The organism is Parvibaculum sp. MBR-TMA-1.3b-4.2 (assembly GCF_053628815.1).
The window spans coordinates 1,620,457-1,637,740 of record NZ_JBRJHC010000001.1; the positions used below are offsets into that span (position 1 = coordinate 1,620,457).

The 17,284-nt window shown below is 63.2% G+C and carries 10 protein-coding genes; 5 read left to right on the top strand and 5 right to left on the bottom strand.

Translation table 11 applies throughout. The annotated features are described in order from the left end of the window. Positions 1 to 113: 113 nt before the first annotated feature. Positions 114 to 2,078: a BamA/TamA family outer membrane protein gene (locus tag ACSSVQ_RS07790; RefSeq protein WP_454182040.1), complete on the top strand. Its 1,965-nt coding sequence runs from the start codon at positions 114 to 116 to the stop codon at positions 2,076 to 2,078. Beyond that, the gene (locus ACSSVQ_RS07795; RefSeq protein WP_454182042.1) at positions 2,078 to 6,286 is read left to right on the top strand and encodes a translocation/assembly module TamB domain-containing protein; all 4,209 of its coding nucleotides are present in this window, start codon (positions 2,078 to 2,080) and stop codon (positions 6,284 to 6,286) included. The genes ACSSVQ_RS07790 and ACSSVQ_RS07795 overlap by 1 nt, the downstream gene beginning before the upstream one ends. 22 nt (positions 6,287 to 6,308) lie before the next feature. Here the strand turns inward: ACSSVQ_RS07795 and ACSSVQ_RS07800 are convergent, their stop codons facing one another. Both ACSSVQ_RS07800 and ACSSVQ_RS07805 read right to left on the bottom strand, forming a co-directional pair. Further along, positions 6,309 to 6,752 carry a hypothetical protein gene (locus ACSSVQ_RS07800; protein WP_454182044.1) on the bottom strand — a complete coding sequence of 148 codons (444 nt, stop codon included), beginning with the start codon at positions 6,750 to 6,752 and terminating at the stop codon, positions 6,309 to 6,311. Positions 6,753 to 6,889: 137 nt separating this feature from the next. Beyond that, the gene (locus ACSSVQ_RS07805; RefSeq protein WP_454182045.1) at positions 6,890 to 9,199 is read right to left on the bottom strand and encodes a S8 family peptidase; all 2,310 of its coding nucleotides are present in this window, start codon (positions 9,197 to 9,199) and stop codon (positions 6,890 to 6,892) included. 274 nt (positions 9,200 to 9,473) lie between these two features. On the opposite strand from ACSSVQ_RS07805, the gene ACSSVQ_RS07810 reads away from it, so the two are divergent. From ACSSVQ_RS07810 to ACSSVQ_RS07820, 3 genes are all read left to right on the top strand, one after another. After that, on the top strand, positions 9,474 to 9,794 hold the full coding sequence (locus ACSSVQ_RS07810; protein ID WP_293324867.1) for a 2Fe-2S iron-sulfur cluster-binding protein: 321 nt from the start codon (positions 9,474 to 9,476) through the stop codon (positions 9,792 to 9,794). An 85-nt stretch (positions 9,795 to 9,879) separates the two neighbouring features. Further along, entirely contained in the window at positions 9,880 to 10,986 is a 1,107-nt protein-coding gene (locus ACSSVQ_RS07815; protein WP_293324870.1) for a ferritin-like domain-containing protein, read from the top strand. A gap of 77 nt (positions 10,987 to 11,063) precedes the next feature. Then, positions 11,064 to 11,858: a PAS domain-containing protein gene (locus ACSSVQ_RS07820; protein WP_454182047.1), complete on the top strand. Its 795-nt coding sequence runs from the start codon at positions 11,064 to 11,066 to the stop codon at positions 11,856 to 11,858. Positions 11,859 to 11,879: 21 nt separating this feature from the next. On the opposite strand, the gene ACSSVQ_RS07825 is transcribed toward ACSSVQ_RS07820, so the two are convergent. From ACSSVQ_RS07825 to ACSSVQ_RS07835, 3 genes are all read right to left on the bottom strand, one after another. Then, positions 11,880 to 12,899 carry an NADP-dependent oxidoreductase gene (locus ACSSVQ_RS07825; RefSeq protein ID WP_454182049.1) on the bottom strand — a complete coding sequence of 340 codons (1,020 nt, stop codon included), beginning with the start codon at positions 12,897 to 12,899 and terminating at the stop codon, positions 11,880 to 11,882. 109 nt (positions 12,900 to 13,008) lie between these two features. Next, positions 13,009 to 14,907 (bottom strand): alkyl/aryl-sulfatase, encoded by a 1,899-nt coding sequence (locus ACSSVQ_RS07830; protein ID WP_454182050.1) that lies wholly within the window; start codon positions 14,905 to 14,907, stop codon positions 13,009 to 13,011. Between the two features lie 101 nt (positions 14,908 to 15,008). Continuing rightward, on the bottom strand, positions 15,009 to 17,069 hold the full coding sequence (locus tag ACSSVQ_RS07835; protein WP_454182052.1) for a PHA/PHB synthase family protein: 2,061 nt from the start codon (positions 17,067 to 17,069) through the stop codon (positions 15,009 to 15,011). Positions 17,070 to 17,284: the final 215 nt, after the last annotated feature.

Consider the following 17,284-nt stretch of genomic DNA (forward strand, 5'->3'; position numbering starts at 1 on the left):
ATGAGCCCGGCGTCGTGCATAATGTAACGTCGTAGGTTGAACCGGCTGTCAGGGCCGGCATGTCCGGGGCTTCGTTCTGTCAGGAGCGCGGCCCCGTCTGGAGCGAGTGACGAATGATCCGCAATGCGCGGTGGCAGCCCGGTGGTGGGCGTACAGCATGGCCGACGGGCCGGCTGCGCACGCTTGCGGGCGTTTCTGCGACCGCATTGGCGGTTGCGCTGACGAGCGCCTTTGCCGCACCGGCCACTCACACGCAAACCGATCCCGGCACCGTCGAAACCCCGTCCGCCTCTGCTCCGCCTGAAGACGCATCCACTCCGCCCGACGACGCCTCCGCTGCGCCAACCGGCGAACGCAGTCTCGACTTTTCCACCGAGGTTCGCGGCCCGCGTATTCCAGATTATCTGACAAAGCTGATGGAAGATTCCGTCCAGCTCGGCAAGACCGACACGCCCGTGCCGACGCTCGCCCAGCTTCGCCGGCGTGCGATCGAGGACGAAAAGCGGATCGACCGCGTATTGCGCTCGGAGGCCTATTACAACGGCCGGATTTCCTCATCCATCCGGCAGGAAACCGGCGGCGCCTACAAAGTGGTTTTCGACGTCGACCTGGGCGAGCGAACGATGATCGAAAGCTTCGACATCGTTTATGCCGACCATCCGGAAGACGAAAGCAAACTGCCGAAAGACGGCGCCTTTTTCGGGCTGAAACCCGAGCGCGCGGCGAAGGCGCAGCGCATCATCGACCTCACCAATGAGACGCTTACCTGGCTCTACGATAACGGTCACCCCGACGCCGAACTCGATGACCGCAAGGTGATCGTCGACCTCGCCGCGCATAAGGCCAGTGTCACGCTTTCCATCAAGGCGGGCGAGCCCATGCTCTTCGGTCCGCTGGCCATTTCCAATAAAGGCCGCACCCGTGACGATTATGTGCGCTCCTTCATCACCTTCGAGAAGGGGGAAACCTATGACCGCAGCGAAGTCGACAACTCGCTGAACGCGCTGCGCAAGACGGGCCTGTTCGATCAGATAGCCCTCGATAGCGGACAGCCGATCAACGGCAACGAACTGCCGCAGGAGCTCACCCTCAAGGAAAGCCCTGCCCGTACGGTCCGGCTCGGCGCGAACTACACGACCTCCACCGGGGCGGGCGCCAAGGCGTCCTGGGAACATCGAAACCTGCTGGGGCGGGGCGAGAAGCTGACGCTGGGCCTCAACGTCTCGCAGACGGAACAATCCGCGACCGCCGATTTCAGCAAGCCCCGTTTCCTGAGGCAGGACCAGACGCTGACCGCCAGTTTCGAAATCGCGCATGAACGCTCGGACGCCTACAACGAAAACCGCATCAAGGCGGGCACCGGTCTCGTCCGCCCCCTGACAGACAAGATCAAGGCAAGCCTCGGCGTTACTTTCGAACTGGTGCGCACGGCGGATTCGCGCGGCAACAACCGTTATCAGCTGATCGGCATTCCCGCCTCGCTGAGTTATGACGGCAGCAACAGCCTGCTCGACCCGACGTCCGGAATACGTGCCACCGTGCGGGCGACGCCCTATTTCGGCCGCGCCAATCAGAAAGCGGTCGCCTTTACGCGGCTGGAAGGTATCGGCTCAACCTATCTCAGTTTCGGCAAGAGAGACGACGGCTCGCCATGGGTGACGCTCGCCGCGCGCGGCCGGGCGGGCTCGCTGCTCGCCTCGGAAACAGACGATGTGCCGGGCTCCACGCGCTTCTATGCGGGCGGCGGTGGCTCGGTCCGCGGCTATGGCTACCAGATGCTGGGGCCCCTCGACAGCGACAATGACCCGGTCGGCGGGCGCTCCGTGCTGGAAACCAATTTCGAGGCACGATTTCGCGCGACCGACTCTGTCGGCGTCGTCGCCTTTCTCGATGGCGGCAATGCCTATTCCGGCCTCACCCCCTCATTCAGCAAGCCGCTCAAATGGGGCACGGGGCTGGGCTTGCGCTACTACACGCCTATCGGGCCGGTGCGGTTCGACGTTGCCGTGCCGCTGGACCGGCGCGCAGGGATCGACGACCGTTTCCAGATCTATGTTTCGCTGGGGCAGGCATTCTGATGGCACAGGCAGCGGCGAAAAAACGCGATATCACGGCCCGCCTGCTGCGACGGGCTGGCGCGGTGATGCTCGGCCTTGCCGGTCTGGTGCTTTTGCTGGTGGCCCTTGCCATCGCGCTTCTCAATATCCGTCCGGTGCGGCAGGCGCTTCTCGATGTCGGGCTGGCGCAAGCCAACAATGCGGGCCTTGCTCTCTCGGTCGAGGATATTTCCGGCAACTGGCCTTCGACGCTCATCCTCGAAAACGTCTCGCTGCGCGACGACAAGGGCACATGGCTCACCCTGCCCCATGCCTCCATCGAGTGGCGGCCGCTGGCGCTCTGGTCGGGCGAAGTCCATATCGTCGCGCTGACCGTCACCGGGCTCGACGTCGACCGGGCGCCGGAAAGCGCGCCCGCCGAAGAGCCCGCAAGCGATACTCCCTTCACCCTGCCCAGTTTGCCGTCTCTGCCGGTTGCCATCCGGATCGACGCCCTTTCGCTCGACGATGCAAGGCTCGGCAAGGCGCTTGCCGGCAGCGATACGCGGCTCGATGCCAGTGGCGACCTCCACTGGAAGGGCACGGATATCGACCTCAACCTGCGTGCCGACCGGACCGACAATGTGCCCGGACATATCGTGGCGCATATCGCGCATGATGCGGGGAGCGGACGGGGCGACCTGACACTCGACGTCACCGACGGCTCATCCGCCAAACCGGGTTTGGTCGCAGCGCTGACGGAGGACCCGCGTTTTGCCGGCGTCACGGCGAAAGCAAGCGGCACGATGCGCGAAGGCGCGATGACCGGCGAGATGTCGGTGACGGCGGGCCGCGCGATCGACGCCCGGCTTGCCGCGCATGGTCTGACCGGCGATGAAACCGACATCACACTGTCGCTCGACGCCCAAGGCCGCATGATCGCCGACGCGATGGAACCGGTCGGCGCCAAGACAGTGAAGGCGGAGACCCGCATCGGCTGGGATGGCGCCCGACGCCTCTCCCTGCGGGAGATCGACGTGACGGCAGGCGCTCTTGCCCTGACAGGCGACATCGAGACGGCAGGCGCGGCAAAGGGCGGCGTTGCCGACATAAAGGGATCGGGGACGATCCGAGGGCTCGACAAGCTCGCAGGCGCGGACGGGAACAGCTTCCTCGACGCCATGGACTGGCGTCTCGCGGCCAAGGCCGACATGGACAGGATGCAGGCCGATATCGGGGAGTTCGCTCTCGCCAGCCAGAACAATGAGCTGCGTTTTGCCGGGCAGGTCGCGCTCGCCGACGGGCTGAGCGTCGATGGCGAAGCGCATGGCACGCTCGCAGACCTGAAACCGATTGGCGAGCTGGCGGGACAGCCGCTCGCGGGACAAGTGAAACTCGACGTCGCTCCGCTAACGCTCGATCCGAACGGCACGGCCCATGCGCAGCTTTCGCTTGCGGGAGAGAAGATTTCCACGGGCGATCCCATGCTGGACGGGTTGCTGTCGCCGGGCTTTACGGCCGCGGCGGCGCTTTCCATGGATGGCAAGGGAGGCTATGCAGCCTCCGGCTTGGACGCCCGTTCGGCGAGCTTCTCGCTGACGGGTGCCGGGTCCATGACGGCGACCGGCGCGCTCAAGGGCGACGCCACGCTGTCCATGCCCGACGCGGGTAAGGTACTCGGCAGCATGAACACGCGCGGCAAACTCTCCGCGCAGGTGGCATTGAGCGGCACGACCGCCGCGCCGCAGCTCTCGCTCGATGCGAAACTTCAGAAAGGCATGCTGGCCGGTCTCGATGCGAAGCTGGCAAGCCTGACCGCCAAAATCGGCGCGAGCGACAAAAAAGACGGGGGATCGCAAGGCCCCATCGCCTTCCGTCTGAACGGCGACGATGGCCAGGTCAGGCTGGATACGAAACTGGCGTTGCCCGCGAAAGGTGGCGCGACGCTCGACCCGATCGATGCGTCCATTCTGGGCGCGCCGCTGAAAGGAAGCCTGAGCGTCGATGCCGACGGGCTTGCATCGGGATCGCTGACTGGCGAGAACCTCGCGCTCGCGCCCCTCGCGGCGCTGGCGGGCCTGCCGATCGACGGGCAGGCGGATATCGATTTCGCACTGGATACGCGGAACGGCAAGCAGAACGCCACGGCATATATTCTCGTTCCCAGACTGATCGCCGATGTCAGCAGCCGGCTGACGCTGGAAAAAGCCGAAGTCGCTCTCCGCGCGGATGATTTGACGGGCGATCCCTCCCTCGACGTGGTGATGAAGACCCGCTCGGGCGGTGCCGGCAATACACGTTTCAGCGCCTTCGGGGCAACGGCCAGCGGCCCCCTCGACAAAATTGCCTTCGATGTTGCGGTGAAGGGCGAACGCGAACAGCTCGAGCCCGCGGGCCTCAGTTTCCTTGCCAAGGGCACCTATACCGGTGACGGGGTGTCGCTCGATGCGCTCGACTATGTTGTCGGCGCCGCGGAGATGCATCTCACCCGGCCTTTCACGATAAAGCTGGGCGAGACGATCAAGACGGACAAGCTGTCGCTGGACACAGACAGCACCGAGGGCACGGGCTCCATCACCGCGCAGATGGACCTCCGCCCGCGCGCGGCGTACCTCGACGCGACGATCGACAATGCGCCGCTCGAATTGCTGACGCCCGTCCTGCCGGTCGAGGCGGCACGCGGCTCTGCAAGCGGCACCGTCGCGCTCGACAGCGGCAAGTCGTCGGCAGAGATCGCACTCGACTTTAAAGACGTGCGCGTGCCGGAAGCCAATCTGGAAGAACGTCCCGCTTTCGACGCCTCGCTCGACGGGAAATGGGCCGGACGCAAATTCACCCTTTCCGCCTGGGCCAAAGGCGTGTCGACCGAACCTTTCAAACTCGATGCGACGCTGCCGCTCATCCGCGACCCGCAAGGCGCCTTTCCGATGCTGCCCGAAAGGGGCCCGGTGTCGGGCAAACTGACTTGGGAGGGGCCGCTCGGATCCCTCGCCGCGCTCGCCGACCTCGACGGACAGAAAATCGACGGCGCAACCGATGTCCTGCTGACAGTCAGCGGTGACATATCCGCGCCTCTCGTCAACGGAACGGTGGATATCACGGATGGCCGGTTCGAGAATATTTCGACGGGCACGGTGCTGCGCGACATGCGCTTCCATATGGAAGCGCAGAACAGCCGCGCCTTCACGTTCCGGCTGGATGCCGATGATGGCGGCAAGGGCCGGATGAAAGCGGAAGGCAACCTCACTCTCGGCAAGGATGCGAAGACGCCTCTTCTGGTGAATCTCGATTTCGACAAGGCCCATCTTGTCCGGCAGGCCGAGGCGGATGCCGCGGTCAGCGGCGACCTCACCATCGAGGCGAAATCGCTGCCGCCCACGCCAGAGGCGCCATTGTCCGTCAGCGGCAAGCTCACCACCGATCTTGCGCAATACCGCATTCCGCAAAGCCTGCCTGCCAGCGTGCCGGAAATCCAGGTGACGGAGATCAACGCGCCCGCGGGCATCGTCCAGCGGGAGAAGGAAGAGGCGCCCCTTCCCACGGCCCTCGACCTGACGGTGGAAATCGGCCAGCCCGCGCTGGTGACGGGGCGCGGCGTCAATGCCTTGTGGCAGGGATCTCTCCACATAACCGGCACGGCCGATGCCCCGCGGATTTCGGGATCGTTGACCAGCCTGCGCGGCACACTGGATTTTGCGGGCAAGACCTTCACGCTGAAGAAAGGCGTCATCACCTTCTACGGGCGCAACCCGCCGAACCCGACCATCGATGTCGCGCTCGGCTATCAGCGAAACGATTTCGAGGCCACGATCAGCGTGACGGGACAGGCTTCCGACCCCGAGATCGACCTCTCTTCCCCTTCCGGGCTGCCGGAGGACGAAGTCATTTCGCGCATCCTGTTCGACAAGCAGGTCGGCGAACTGTCGGCTTTCGAGGCGGCACAGCTCGCAGCGACGGCGGCGGAACTTTCAGGCGTCACGGGCGGCGGCGGGCTGAGCGTGCTCGGCCAGATTCAGCAGCAGCTCGGCCTCGACGTGTTGCGCGTGAACCAGGGCGCCTCCGGCCAGACGACGGTGTCGGCGGGCAAATATATCGACAAGGGAATCTATGTGGGCGTCGAGCAAGGCGCGCTGGCCAGCGATTCCTCGGTCAAGGTCGAGATCGACGTGACCGACAATATCAGCGTCGAAACCTCGGTGGGGCAGGACGCCAGCGGCGGCGCGGGCGTCAACTGGAAATGGGACTACTGATCCGCCCGCAAAAAGCGCGCGCTCAGTAACGGCCCATCGAATCGCCCGACGGGTTCACGCTGTTCGGCTCGGTACCGCCCGCGGAAAAATCGAGAATGCGCTGAAGCTGCTCCTTGTCTTCCTGCTGCTTCTTGCGGCGTTCTTTCTCATACTGCTCGGCATACATTTCCGCATCATGCTGCTTTTTCGTGTCGTATTGCGGATCCTGCTCGGAGCGATAATTGACGGGCGGCGTATCCGGCTCGTCGGTGACCTTGTAGACGGTATCCCCATTGGGCGCGGTTTCCTTTTCCTGCGCCCGGGAGGGCGTGGACATCGTCACGGCCAGCAACATGACGGAGATCGCCACGGCGGAGGCGACCAGAAGCCCCTTTGTCCGCTTGTCGTTCAGATCTGCCGCAATAGAGAAATTCTGCGCCATAACGGGCTCTCCCTGCTTCAACGTCACCGGCGCAGGCTGCGCCATGGATAGGATCGCAACCACTATAACGCCGGCGCGCGTTTTCGCACGCAGCCAATGTGAGAGAGTGTCACCGCTGCGGTTTTATTCTTAACGCTTTGCGAATGGCTATGGCGCCCGCGCCACACTCCCGGCCGACGGATTTACCAGCGAAAGGTGAACTGAGCCGCCATGCCATAGGCAGGGTCTGCCTCGGCCACATGCCCCGGTTGCAGCGCGGCAAAGCCGTTAAGCGTAAGAAATGCAGCCCTTCCCCAGACGAATTCCGGCAGGGGGGTCGCATAGGCCAGCTCGAAATCGAGTTCCCGGCCATCCGGCTCCATGCCGACCGCCTGATGCCGCCGGATGATGTTGCCTGCGATATCGCGACCTACCGGAAGCCAGATATTGGCAGTCGCCTTGTCGGCACGCAGCGGCTGGGCCATACGGAAACCGAGCCGGTCGCCCTCGCGCCAGCCCGCCGGGCCCGACAGGGTGAACGACATGGCACTGCCATCGACATTGCGCAGCCCCAGACCATTGCCGAGCGTGCCCTCGGTCAGACGCGCGCGGGTGTAGGTCGCGGCAAGGGTCCAGTCCGCGCCCGCATCGTAGCGCAGGCTTGCGGTTGCAAAGCCGGTACGGCCGCCCGCGCCCGCGAAGACGCCCTGGCCGAAGGCGCCCAGCAGACTGCCATCCTCGTTCAGCATGCTGCCTGAAAGGCCCCATTCCACCGGTCCGATCTTCACCGCCATGGAAGACTGCATGAGGTCGCTCCGGCCGCGGATATTGCGCCCCGCCGCGTAGCTTGCGGTCATGCGCAGACCGTCGTTCCGCCAGCCCAGCGCCACCCCCGACACGCCGTCGCCCATGAACGCGCCTTGCGGCGTCGCGGCCGAGCTTGTGGAGAGGAACAGGGAGCGGCCATTGCCCGCAGCGGGCTCCAGCTCCGGCATCGCTACGAGGCTTGCAACGCCCGCATGGCGCATGGACATGGCAAACGTATTGCCGGACAGCGCGACCGCATAGGCGGCCGAAACATGCCGCGCCGCCACGCCGCTGCCAAAGGCGAGCGAGGCGCCCTTCTCCGGATACCAGTTGTCGAGCAAGGCACCGATACCCGCGCCGGACGCGCGGCCGTCCACGCCTGTGAAGCTATCGAAGAGGCTCGCCTGGCGCGTGACGAAGGTGTCGAGCGGCACGGTATAGGCGCGGCGATAGGCATCGAGCAGGATCGTGTGCCCGCCCTTGAAGCCGCCCAGCACGCTGCCCGTTGCGACGGTCGCGCCGGAAAGCGGCGCGGTGACGGCATCCACCGTGTTGCCCACCGTCATGACCAAGGGGGCGACGGGGTTCATCGCCGTGGTGAGATTGACGAGGCCGGAGCCGTAAACGGCATCGACGCCCGGCGCCCCGAGATCGTCCGCCGTCTGCTTGATCAGCGCCACAAGCTGCGGGCCCGTCAGGAAGGGATAGGCGTTGGCAAGCACGGCAAGCGCACCGCTGACCACAGGCGTCGCCGCGCTGGTGCCGGAGAAGAAGACATAACCGCCATCCTTCGCAGCGGTAATCAACCGCACCCCCGGCGCCACAACGAAATAGTCGCCATAGCTTCCCGCGCGGTTAGAGAAGCTCGCAATGGTGTTGGCGTCGTCCACCGCACCGACGATCAGCATGGACGGACCGATACCGGGGTCGGTCACGGCCAACGCCGTCGGCGCCGGCTGCGCATTGCCGTCATTGCCCGCCGAGATGACCATTATCCTGTCGGCTGCCGCGACCGAGCGCATGGCGGCAAGTGTGGAGGATGAAAAACCGCCGTCTCCCGCGAGGCTCATATTGGCGATGCGCGCGTTCACCGAACTGTAGGATGGATTGTTGCCCGCGACGATGTTCAGTGCCTCGCCTATATCCGCATCGGTGGCCGAAACATCTCCTGTCGCCGATTTGGTGAAGACGTTGATGTCGTAGAGATAGGAGTTGAACGCGACCCCGTGAACGCCCGCACCATCGCGCACCGCGGCCGCGATGGAGGCAACCGATGTTCCGTGGTCGGCAAGTCCGCCGGAGGGGTAAGAGCCCGTCGTGTCGATATAGTCGCGCACCCGACCCGACAGCTCCGGACTCGTTTCGGAAATGCCGTCGTCGATGATCGCGATATTGACGCCGTTGCCCGTCGCCCCCAGCAGGTAGGCGCCGTCGGCCTGAATGCCGTCGAGATAGGTCGAGTTGTCGTATTCCGCCGTCCGGATGGGCACGACCGGCGTTCGCACGACTGGAGAGGGAATTTCCAGGAGGGGATCGAGGATGGGCGACGGGGTCGGAGAAGGAGATGGCGGCGCATCGCCTCCACCGCCACCTCCGCCGCCGCAACCGGAAAGAGCAAGTGCGGCGCCTGTGGCGAACAAAGCAATGAAGCGAACTTCCCGCGCGCTCCGGCGGGCGGGCAGGGTCGGTCGGCAGTCGTCACCCATCGAATTTTTCTCCGGTTCATCTGCAGGACCACCGGAAAAAGCCTATTCGCCCGAACGGAGCGATTGTGCCCTCATTCGTCGCAATGTGTCTGAAATGTAAGAGCGTTCTTACAGTGGATCACATGCAGAACGACGCATCCGTCCCGCACCGCAGCATTGCCCGGACAGTTTGCCGCATTCTTCTCGCGATCAAAATGACAATACTTTTCTTATGGGTATTCGCCCGAAACAAGAACAACCGACCGCGGCAGAGACCGGAAGAGAAATCGGGACGATGGCGAAGATCAAATATATCGAGTTCAACGGGACGGAGCATGACGTCGACGTCCCCAACGGTCTTACCGTGATGGAGGGCGCGCTGCGCTACACCATTCCGGGGATCGACGGCGATTGCGGCGGGGCCTGCGCCTGCGCCACCTGCCATGTCTATGTTGAGGATGGCTGGTTCGACAAGCTGCCCGAGATGGAAGAACTCGAACGCGACATGCTGGATTTCGCCTTCGACGTTGCCGACAACAGCCGACTTTCCTGCCAGATCAAGGTTGACGAAACGCTCGACGGACTCGTGGTGAAAACACCTGCCCGTCAGTACTGAATTCCGTGCGTTGAGAAGAAAGAGGACGGCGAAACATCCGTCCCGAGAACAACACCGCTGAATGCGGCCAACCAGGAGAAGGACGATGAGCGCAAACACAGAGCATGAGGTCGTCACCAAGGGCGACTGGCGCGTCAGCATGACGCCGGACGACATCTACAAGAACCCCATGGATATCGCATGGACGTTCAAATACATGTTCTCCGAAGACAAGGTCGAGGACCTCTACAACCGGGCAAAGCAGAACCAGTGGGACAGCGACGAACTGCTGCCCTGGGATACGGAAGTCGACCCGTCCAAGCCGCTGGTGAACGACCGGTCGGACATCTATCACCAGATGCCCTTCTTCAAGAAGCTGTCGAAGTCGCAGCAGGAAACCTTTACCGCGCATTCGACCGCGCAGCTTCTCTCGCAGTTCCTGCATGGCGAGCAGGGCGCGCTGATGACGGCGGCCTGCGTGACGCATTCCGTGCCGGATGAAGGCGCGAAGCTCTATGCCGCGACGCAGACCATGGACGAGGCCCGCCATGTCGAGGTCTATTCGAAATATTGCGACAAGATCGCCATGGTCTATCCCATGTCGCCCTGGCTGAAGCAGCTCATCGACGCGACGCTTCAATCCGATCGCTACGAGAAGGTCATGATCGGCATGAACATGATCGTGGAAGGCCTCGCGCTTGGCGCCTTCAACAACATGTACCGGTCCACCACCTGCCCGCTGCTGAAGAAACTCACCTTCAATGTGATGCGCGACGAATCCCGTCACGTTTCCTTCGGGCATGTGTTCCTCGGCCCGGTCTTCAAGAACCTGCCGGAAGACGAGCTGGAGGATCTTGCCGAATTCGCCTTCGGCGCGGTCAACATTCTGGTGCAGGCGCAGACGGCGGGCACGATCGCCAACAAGGTCGATCCCGGCTTCATGGAAGTGCTGGAGAACAGCAATATCGACGCCGACGATTTCTTCAAGGGTCTGAAGGAAGCTCAGGAAGCCGGTATCACACAGGCGCTTCCGCCCGGACAGGTCCATGCGCTTGAAGACCTGATGATGCCTGCGCTGGCGCGCGTCGGCCTGCTGACGCCGACCATCCGCAAGAAATACGAGGAAGCGGGTATTCCCATCGCCGAGGATCAGCGCGTTCTTCAGGCGATGGAAGGTGGCCACCCGACGGGCGAGGTCGAGGCGGCCGAATAGGGGAGCCCGGCGGCGGGGCGCGCATCCACGCCCCGCCGCCGACGCTATTTGCCGGAAACGGTTTTCGGAGGAACGAAATGAACGGGCAATCTTCGCATCGCGATGCGCAAACGGAAGACTTCTTCCGCACCCTTGTCGAAAATGTGCCCGAAGCGATCATCGTTTCGACGCCCGAGGGCGAGATCACTTACGTCAATCCGGCGCTTGAAAAGCTGCTGCGCTATGACGCAAGCGAGGTCGTCGGCAAGAGCATCACCACCCTCGTGCCGCAGCAGGCCGGCCAGCGCGCGGAACCGATGAAATGGCTTATCCGCTGGGCCGGCGAAAGCGAACATGAGCAGTCACGCTTCCTGAACCTCACCGGACGGCGCAAGGACGGGCATGAAATGCCGGTGGATGTGCGCGTGGTGAAAGCGGGGATCGGCGGCGCGGAGCGCTTTTTCATTACCGTGCGCGACAACAGCGTGGCGCGCCAGGAGATGATCGACTTCAAGGAACAGCATCTTCTCTTTTCGCGCATCCTGCAGGTTGCCGAGGACGGCATCGTCATCATCGACGCCGATCGCAACATCACCTTCTTCAACCTCAAGGCGGAGAAAATGTTCGGCTATCGCGCCGACGAAGTGCTGGGCCAGCCGCTCGACATGCTGCTGCCCCAGCGGCTCCGTCCGGGTCATGCCGCAGACATCGCCGCCTTCGGACGCGGCAAGGTCGCCTCGCGCTGGATGAGCGAGCGCGGGCCGGTGACGGGCATGCGCAAGGATGGCGAGGAATTTCCGGTCGATGCGACCATTACCAAGGTGGAAGCGCATGGCCGCATGACCTATTGCGCCCATCTGCGCGCCAATACCGGCAAAACCCGGCGCCTTTGAGAAGACGCCGGGTCCCGTTTCCTACGCCTTGTCGGCGACTTTCACGACCAGCTTTCCGACATTCGTGCCGTCGAACAGCATGTTGACAGCGGTCGGCGCTTTTTCCAAACCGTCCACGATGGTTTCGCGGTGCTTGAGTTTGCCTTCCGCCACCCATTGCGCGAGCTGCATGGTGCCTTCGGCAAACTTATCCATGAAGTCGATGACGATGAAGCCGCGCACAGTGATGCGACGCATCAGGATGGGCGAATAATCCGCGCGCATGGCGGGATCGCCCGTGTTGTAGCCGGAGATCATTCCGCAAAGCGGCATGCGGCTGAAGAGGTTCATGCGGGTCATCACGGCTTCCATGATCTCGCCGCCGACATTCTCGAAATTCACGTCGACGCCATCGGGCGTCGCAGCGACGAGCTGGTCGCGCCAGTCGGCCGCCTTGTAGTCGACCGCCGCGTCGAAACCGAGTTCTTCGACGATGTGGGCGCATTTTTCCTTGCCGCCCGCGATACCGACTGCGCGGCAGCCCTTGATCTTCGCGATCTGTCCGACAACGGACCCGACCGCACCGGCGGCGGCGGACACGAGCACCGTGTTGCCGGGCTGCGGCTGCCCCAGTTCCAGCAGGCCGAAATAGGCGGTGAGACCGGTCATGCCGCAGGCACCCAGCATGACGGGCAGGTCCACCGGCAGGCCGTCGGGCAGCACGCTCATGGCGCGTTCGCCTTCATCGGCAACGCAATAGTCCTGCCAGCCGGTAATGCCGCTGACGATGGCGCCTTCCGGATAGCGTCCGGATTTCGACTTCACGACCTGACCGATGCCGCCGCCGCGCATGACCTCGCCAATGCCGACGGGCGGCATGTACTGGTCCATGTCGCTCATCCAGATGCGATTGGTGGGATCGAGGCTCAGATAGAGCGTGCGCACCAGCGCCTCGCCGTCGGAAATCTCCGGCAGGGCCTCCTCGACGAAATCGAAATGGCCGGTTTCGATGCGGCCCGTGGGGCGCGATTTCAGGCGAAACTGACGGTTCTTGTCGGACATGGTCTCCTCCCCTGCCTTGCGGCGCGGTCTGTCATTGGCAATTGGTTTCGTGCCGGAATTTATGACAGGTCCGCGCCGCCGGCAGAAGGGCAGAAATTTCACGTCTTCGTCAGGGCATCACGATCTCGAACCAGAAATCGAAGACGTCGAGTAGTTCCATCAACTCGATGAAGGCGGATTTGTCGCCTTCGACCGCGATATGTCCTTCCTCGATCTGCTGGCGCGCCGTCGCCTGACCGACCAGGACCTGCGCCAGAGCCGCCTGCGTCAGGGTGAGGCTCGCCGCCGCGCTTTCGCCCTTTCTGCCGGGCAGATGGTGCAGCACGGCATTTTCCAGCGACAACCGGAAGCGCTCATCCGTATCGGTGAAATGCAGGTTCAGAACGATTTCGCGCGTGCCGGCGCGCAAGCCGTTGAGCCTCACCGACATGGAATCGAGAAGCTGATCCGGCGGCAGGGCCAGAATGGTGCCCGCGCCGCCCGGGCGTGGCGCATCGGACGGTGCGCGTGGGTTACGCAATTCCTGCGCACCCGTCAGGTAGAAAGCGCGCCACGGTCCCGACTCCGCCTGATAGCCGAGCTGTTCCAGCGCATCGGCCTGCAGATGGCGGGCTTCCTCGTTGGCGGGGTCGGCGAAGACGAGATGGTTCACCAGTTCCGCCACCCAGCGATAGTCGCCTGCCTCATAGGCCTTGCGCCCGGCTGCGAGTACCGCGTCCGCGCCGCCCATCGCTTCGACATAGCGCTTGCCCGCTTCCACCGGCGGATGCTTGTGAAGGTTCGCCGGGTTGCCGTCGAACCAGCCGAGATAACGCTGATAGACGGCTTTCGCATTGTGGTTGAGCGTGCCGTAGTAACCGCGCGTGTACCACTCGGCGGCCAGCGTCGGCGGCAACTGGATTTCCTCGGCAATCTCGATAGGCGTCAGCCCGTGATTGGCAAGGCGCAGCGTCTGGTCATGCACATATTTGTACATGTCGCGCTGCTTCTTCAGGAAATCGACCGAGCGGTCCTTGCCCCAGCGCGGCCAGTGATGGGAGGCGAAGAGAACCTCCGCCTCGCCCGCGAAGAGGTCCATGGCTTCGTTGATGTAATAGCTCCACGCCTTGGCGTCGCGCACCTGAGCGCCGCGCGGCGTGTAGATGTTGTGCATGTGGCAGGAACAGTTCTCCGCCATGCAGAGCGCCTTGAACTGCGGGAAATAGAAATTCATCTCCGAAGGCGCTTCGGTATCGGGCGTCACCTGGAAGACGATTTCCACACCGTCGATGACGAGCTTCTCGCCCGTCTCGCAAATGCTTTTCGTCGGCGGCACGATGGAAACGGAGCCCATGGAAACGGTCTTGCCCAGACCGGAATCGACATGGCCCTTCGCATTGCGCGGCAGCATCGAGCCATACATGTAGGTCGCACGGCGGCCCATCGCATTGCCCGCCAGTACGTTCTCGCTTACCGCGGCTTCTAGGAAGCCTTCCGGCGCAACGATCATGAGGCCGTTCCTGATGTCCTCGTCCGAGATCACACCGCGCACGCCGCCATAATGGTCGACATGGCTATGCGTGTAGATGACGGCGGTAACGGGCTTGTCGCCGCGTTGCTCACGCATCAGTTTCAACGCAGCGGCGGCGGGTTCGGCCGAGATCAGCGGATCGATGACGATGTAGCCCGTATCGCCCTCGATGAAGGTGATGTTCGAGATGTCGAAATTGCGGACCTGATAAATGCCCGGCACGACTTCGAAGAGACCGTGAATGGAGTTGAGCTGCGCCTGACGCCAGAGGCTCGGGTTCACCGTGTCGGGGCAATCGCAACCTTCGGCCTCGAAAGCGAACTGGCCCATATCCCAGACGGGGTTCCCCGCCTCGTTCAGCACTTTCGCATCAGGGATCGTCGCGATGAAGCCGCGCTTTGCGTCCTCGAAATCCTGCTCGGAGGCGGGCGGCAGTCCCTCCTTCAGCTCTTCATGTGCATTGCAGGTAGCTTTCGTGGCGTCTTTGGACCCGGTCATGGAGCGGCCTCCCTTATTTGTGTTGCGGCAGAGTAGCCGCGACGGGAAGGCCGGGAAAGCGCGGGAACGTCCGATTCCGCTAGGAGAAACCGATCCGCCCCTCAGGACTGCAGGACATAGTGACCGGGCGCGGGCGTGATGGGCGCATAGTCGGTATCGGCAAGCCCCAGGGAGGGCGGCTCGGTCTGGCCGCTGGACAGGGCGTCGAGCCAGTCGACCCAGCTCGGCCACCATGAGCCTTCATTGACGGGGGTGCGCTCCAGCCAGCTTTCCGGCGAGACATAGCGCTGCGACGCTTCGCGCGTCGACATCCGGAAATGGCGATGCGGGTGGCCGGGTTCCGACACGATGCCCGCATTATGCCCGCCCGAGGTGAGGACGAAGGTGATCGGCACATCCGCGACGAGATTGATCTTGTAGACCGATTTCCACGGCGCGACATGATCCGTCTCCGTAGAGACGACGAAAAGCGGCGCCTGAATATCCGACAGCGACACGTGATGGCCGAAGGCTTCATAACGGCCTTCGAAGAGGTCGTTGTTCAGGAACATGTGGCGCAGATATTCGGAATGCATGTGATAGGGCATGCGCGTCGCATCGGCGTTCCATGCCATCAGCGCATTCATCGGCGCGCGCTCGCCCATCAGGTTTTCATGCACCAGCCGCGACCAGATGAGGTCCTGCGAGCGCAGCATGTGGAAAGCGCCGGCCATCTGCTTGGTGTCGAGATAGCCCTGATCCCACATCATGTCGTCGAGGAAGGTAAGCTGGCTTTCATCGATGAAAAGTTTGAGTTCGCCCGCTTCGCTGAAATCGGTCTGGGCGGCGAACAGCGTGACCGAATTGAGCGGGCCGTCGCCATTGCGGCCCATATAGGCAGCCGCGATGGAAAGCAGCGTTCCGCCCAGGCAATAGCCGACCGCGTCGATTTTCCTGTCCGGCATAATCGCCTCGACGGCCTTCACCGCCTTCATGATGCCGAAGTCGAGATAATCGTCCATGGAGAGATCGCGATCCTCGGCGGTCGGGTTCTTCCAGGAGATCATGAAGACGGTGTGTCCGCGATCGACCAGATATTTGACCAGCGAGTTCTGCGGTTCGAGATCGAGGATGTAATATTTCATGATCCAGGCCGGCACGATCAGCACCGGCTCCGCGCCGACTTTTTCCGTCGTCGGCTTGTACTGGATCAGTTCGATCAGCCGGTTGCGATAGACGACTTCGCCCTCGGTGACCGCGACCGTCTCGCCGGGGCGGTAGTTCTCCGCGCCCACCGGCGGATGGCCCGCGCTGGTGCGCTCCCAGTCCTCGACGGCGTTGAGGAAACCACGCGAAAGATTGTCGCCACCCTCTTCCAGCGTTTTTTTCAGCAATTCCGGATTGGTGAAGAGATTGTTGGAGGGCGAACACATGTCGAGTACCTGACGCGACATGAAGTTCATCATGTCGAGCGAATGCTTCGAGGCCCCGCGCACATCGGTGGTGGCGTTGTGCCACCATTGCTGCATGAGCAGGAAGCTCTGATAGAGGCTATCGAAAGGCGGCTCGTGCCAGGCGGGATCGTCGAAGCGATGGTCATGCGGCAGGGGCTGGATGCAGGGCGGCTGCGTCTCGCCCTTGCGCAGCGATTTCATCTGGCGCAGGGCAAGGCGGGCCAGTTTGCGCTGCGCCTTTTCCAACAGATGCGCCTGCTTGCCCGGCGACATGGCCAGATGCGCGCTCCAGTCCATCCAGGCAAGGCCGATGGAGGCGGGCGAGACGCCGCCCATGGCCTGACCCAGCATGACATGGATGAGCCGGTCGACGCTTGTCAGCTTGGCGGCGGGCTCCACATCGGTCGGCGGGCAGCCTTCTTCCGCCGGCTTCACCTGTTCGGGGTGCCGGTTGTTGAGGAAAGGGTTCAGCCCGCGCTGGTGCTCCAGCAGGCCGTTCATGCCGTCGGCCCAGGCGTCCTGCCATTTTCCGGCCAGGTCGAGAAAGGGATTGGCGTCCCTCCCCTGCCCGTTCTCCGGCTTTTCCGTGCTCTCCGACGGCGCTGCCTTGCGGGTGGCAGAAGCCTTGTTCGCCTCAAGTTGCGGCGATTTTCTGCCGGTTTTCGAGTGAGACTTGGACGAGCGGGGCTTGGACGTGCGGGACTTGGGCGCGCGGGTCTGGTCGGCCATGACGCAACTCCTTCGGGCATACCTTCATGCGGGCGCGGCGGACAGCATTGCCCGGCGCGGGGCAGAGCGCATTCTTGAATTATCAGCACTCTAGATGCGCATTGTCATCATCAGATGAAAGCCCTATTCACCCGCGCCGCGTGAAATCGCCGCATCCGTGCCGAATGAAAACGGCCCGGGCGGTAAACCGTCCGGGCCGTCATCTCGAAGATGTT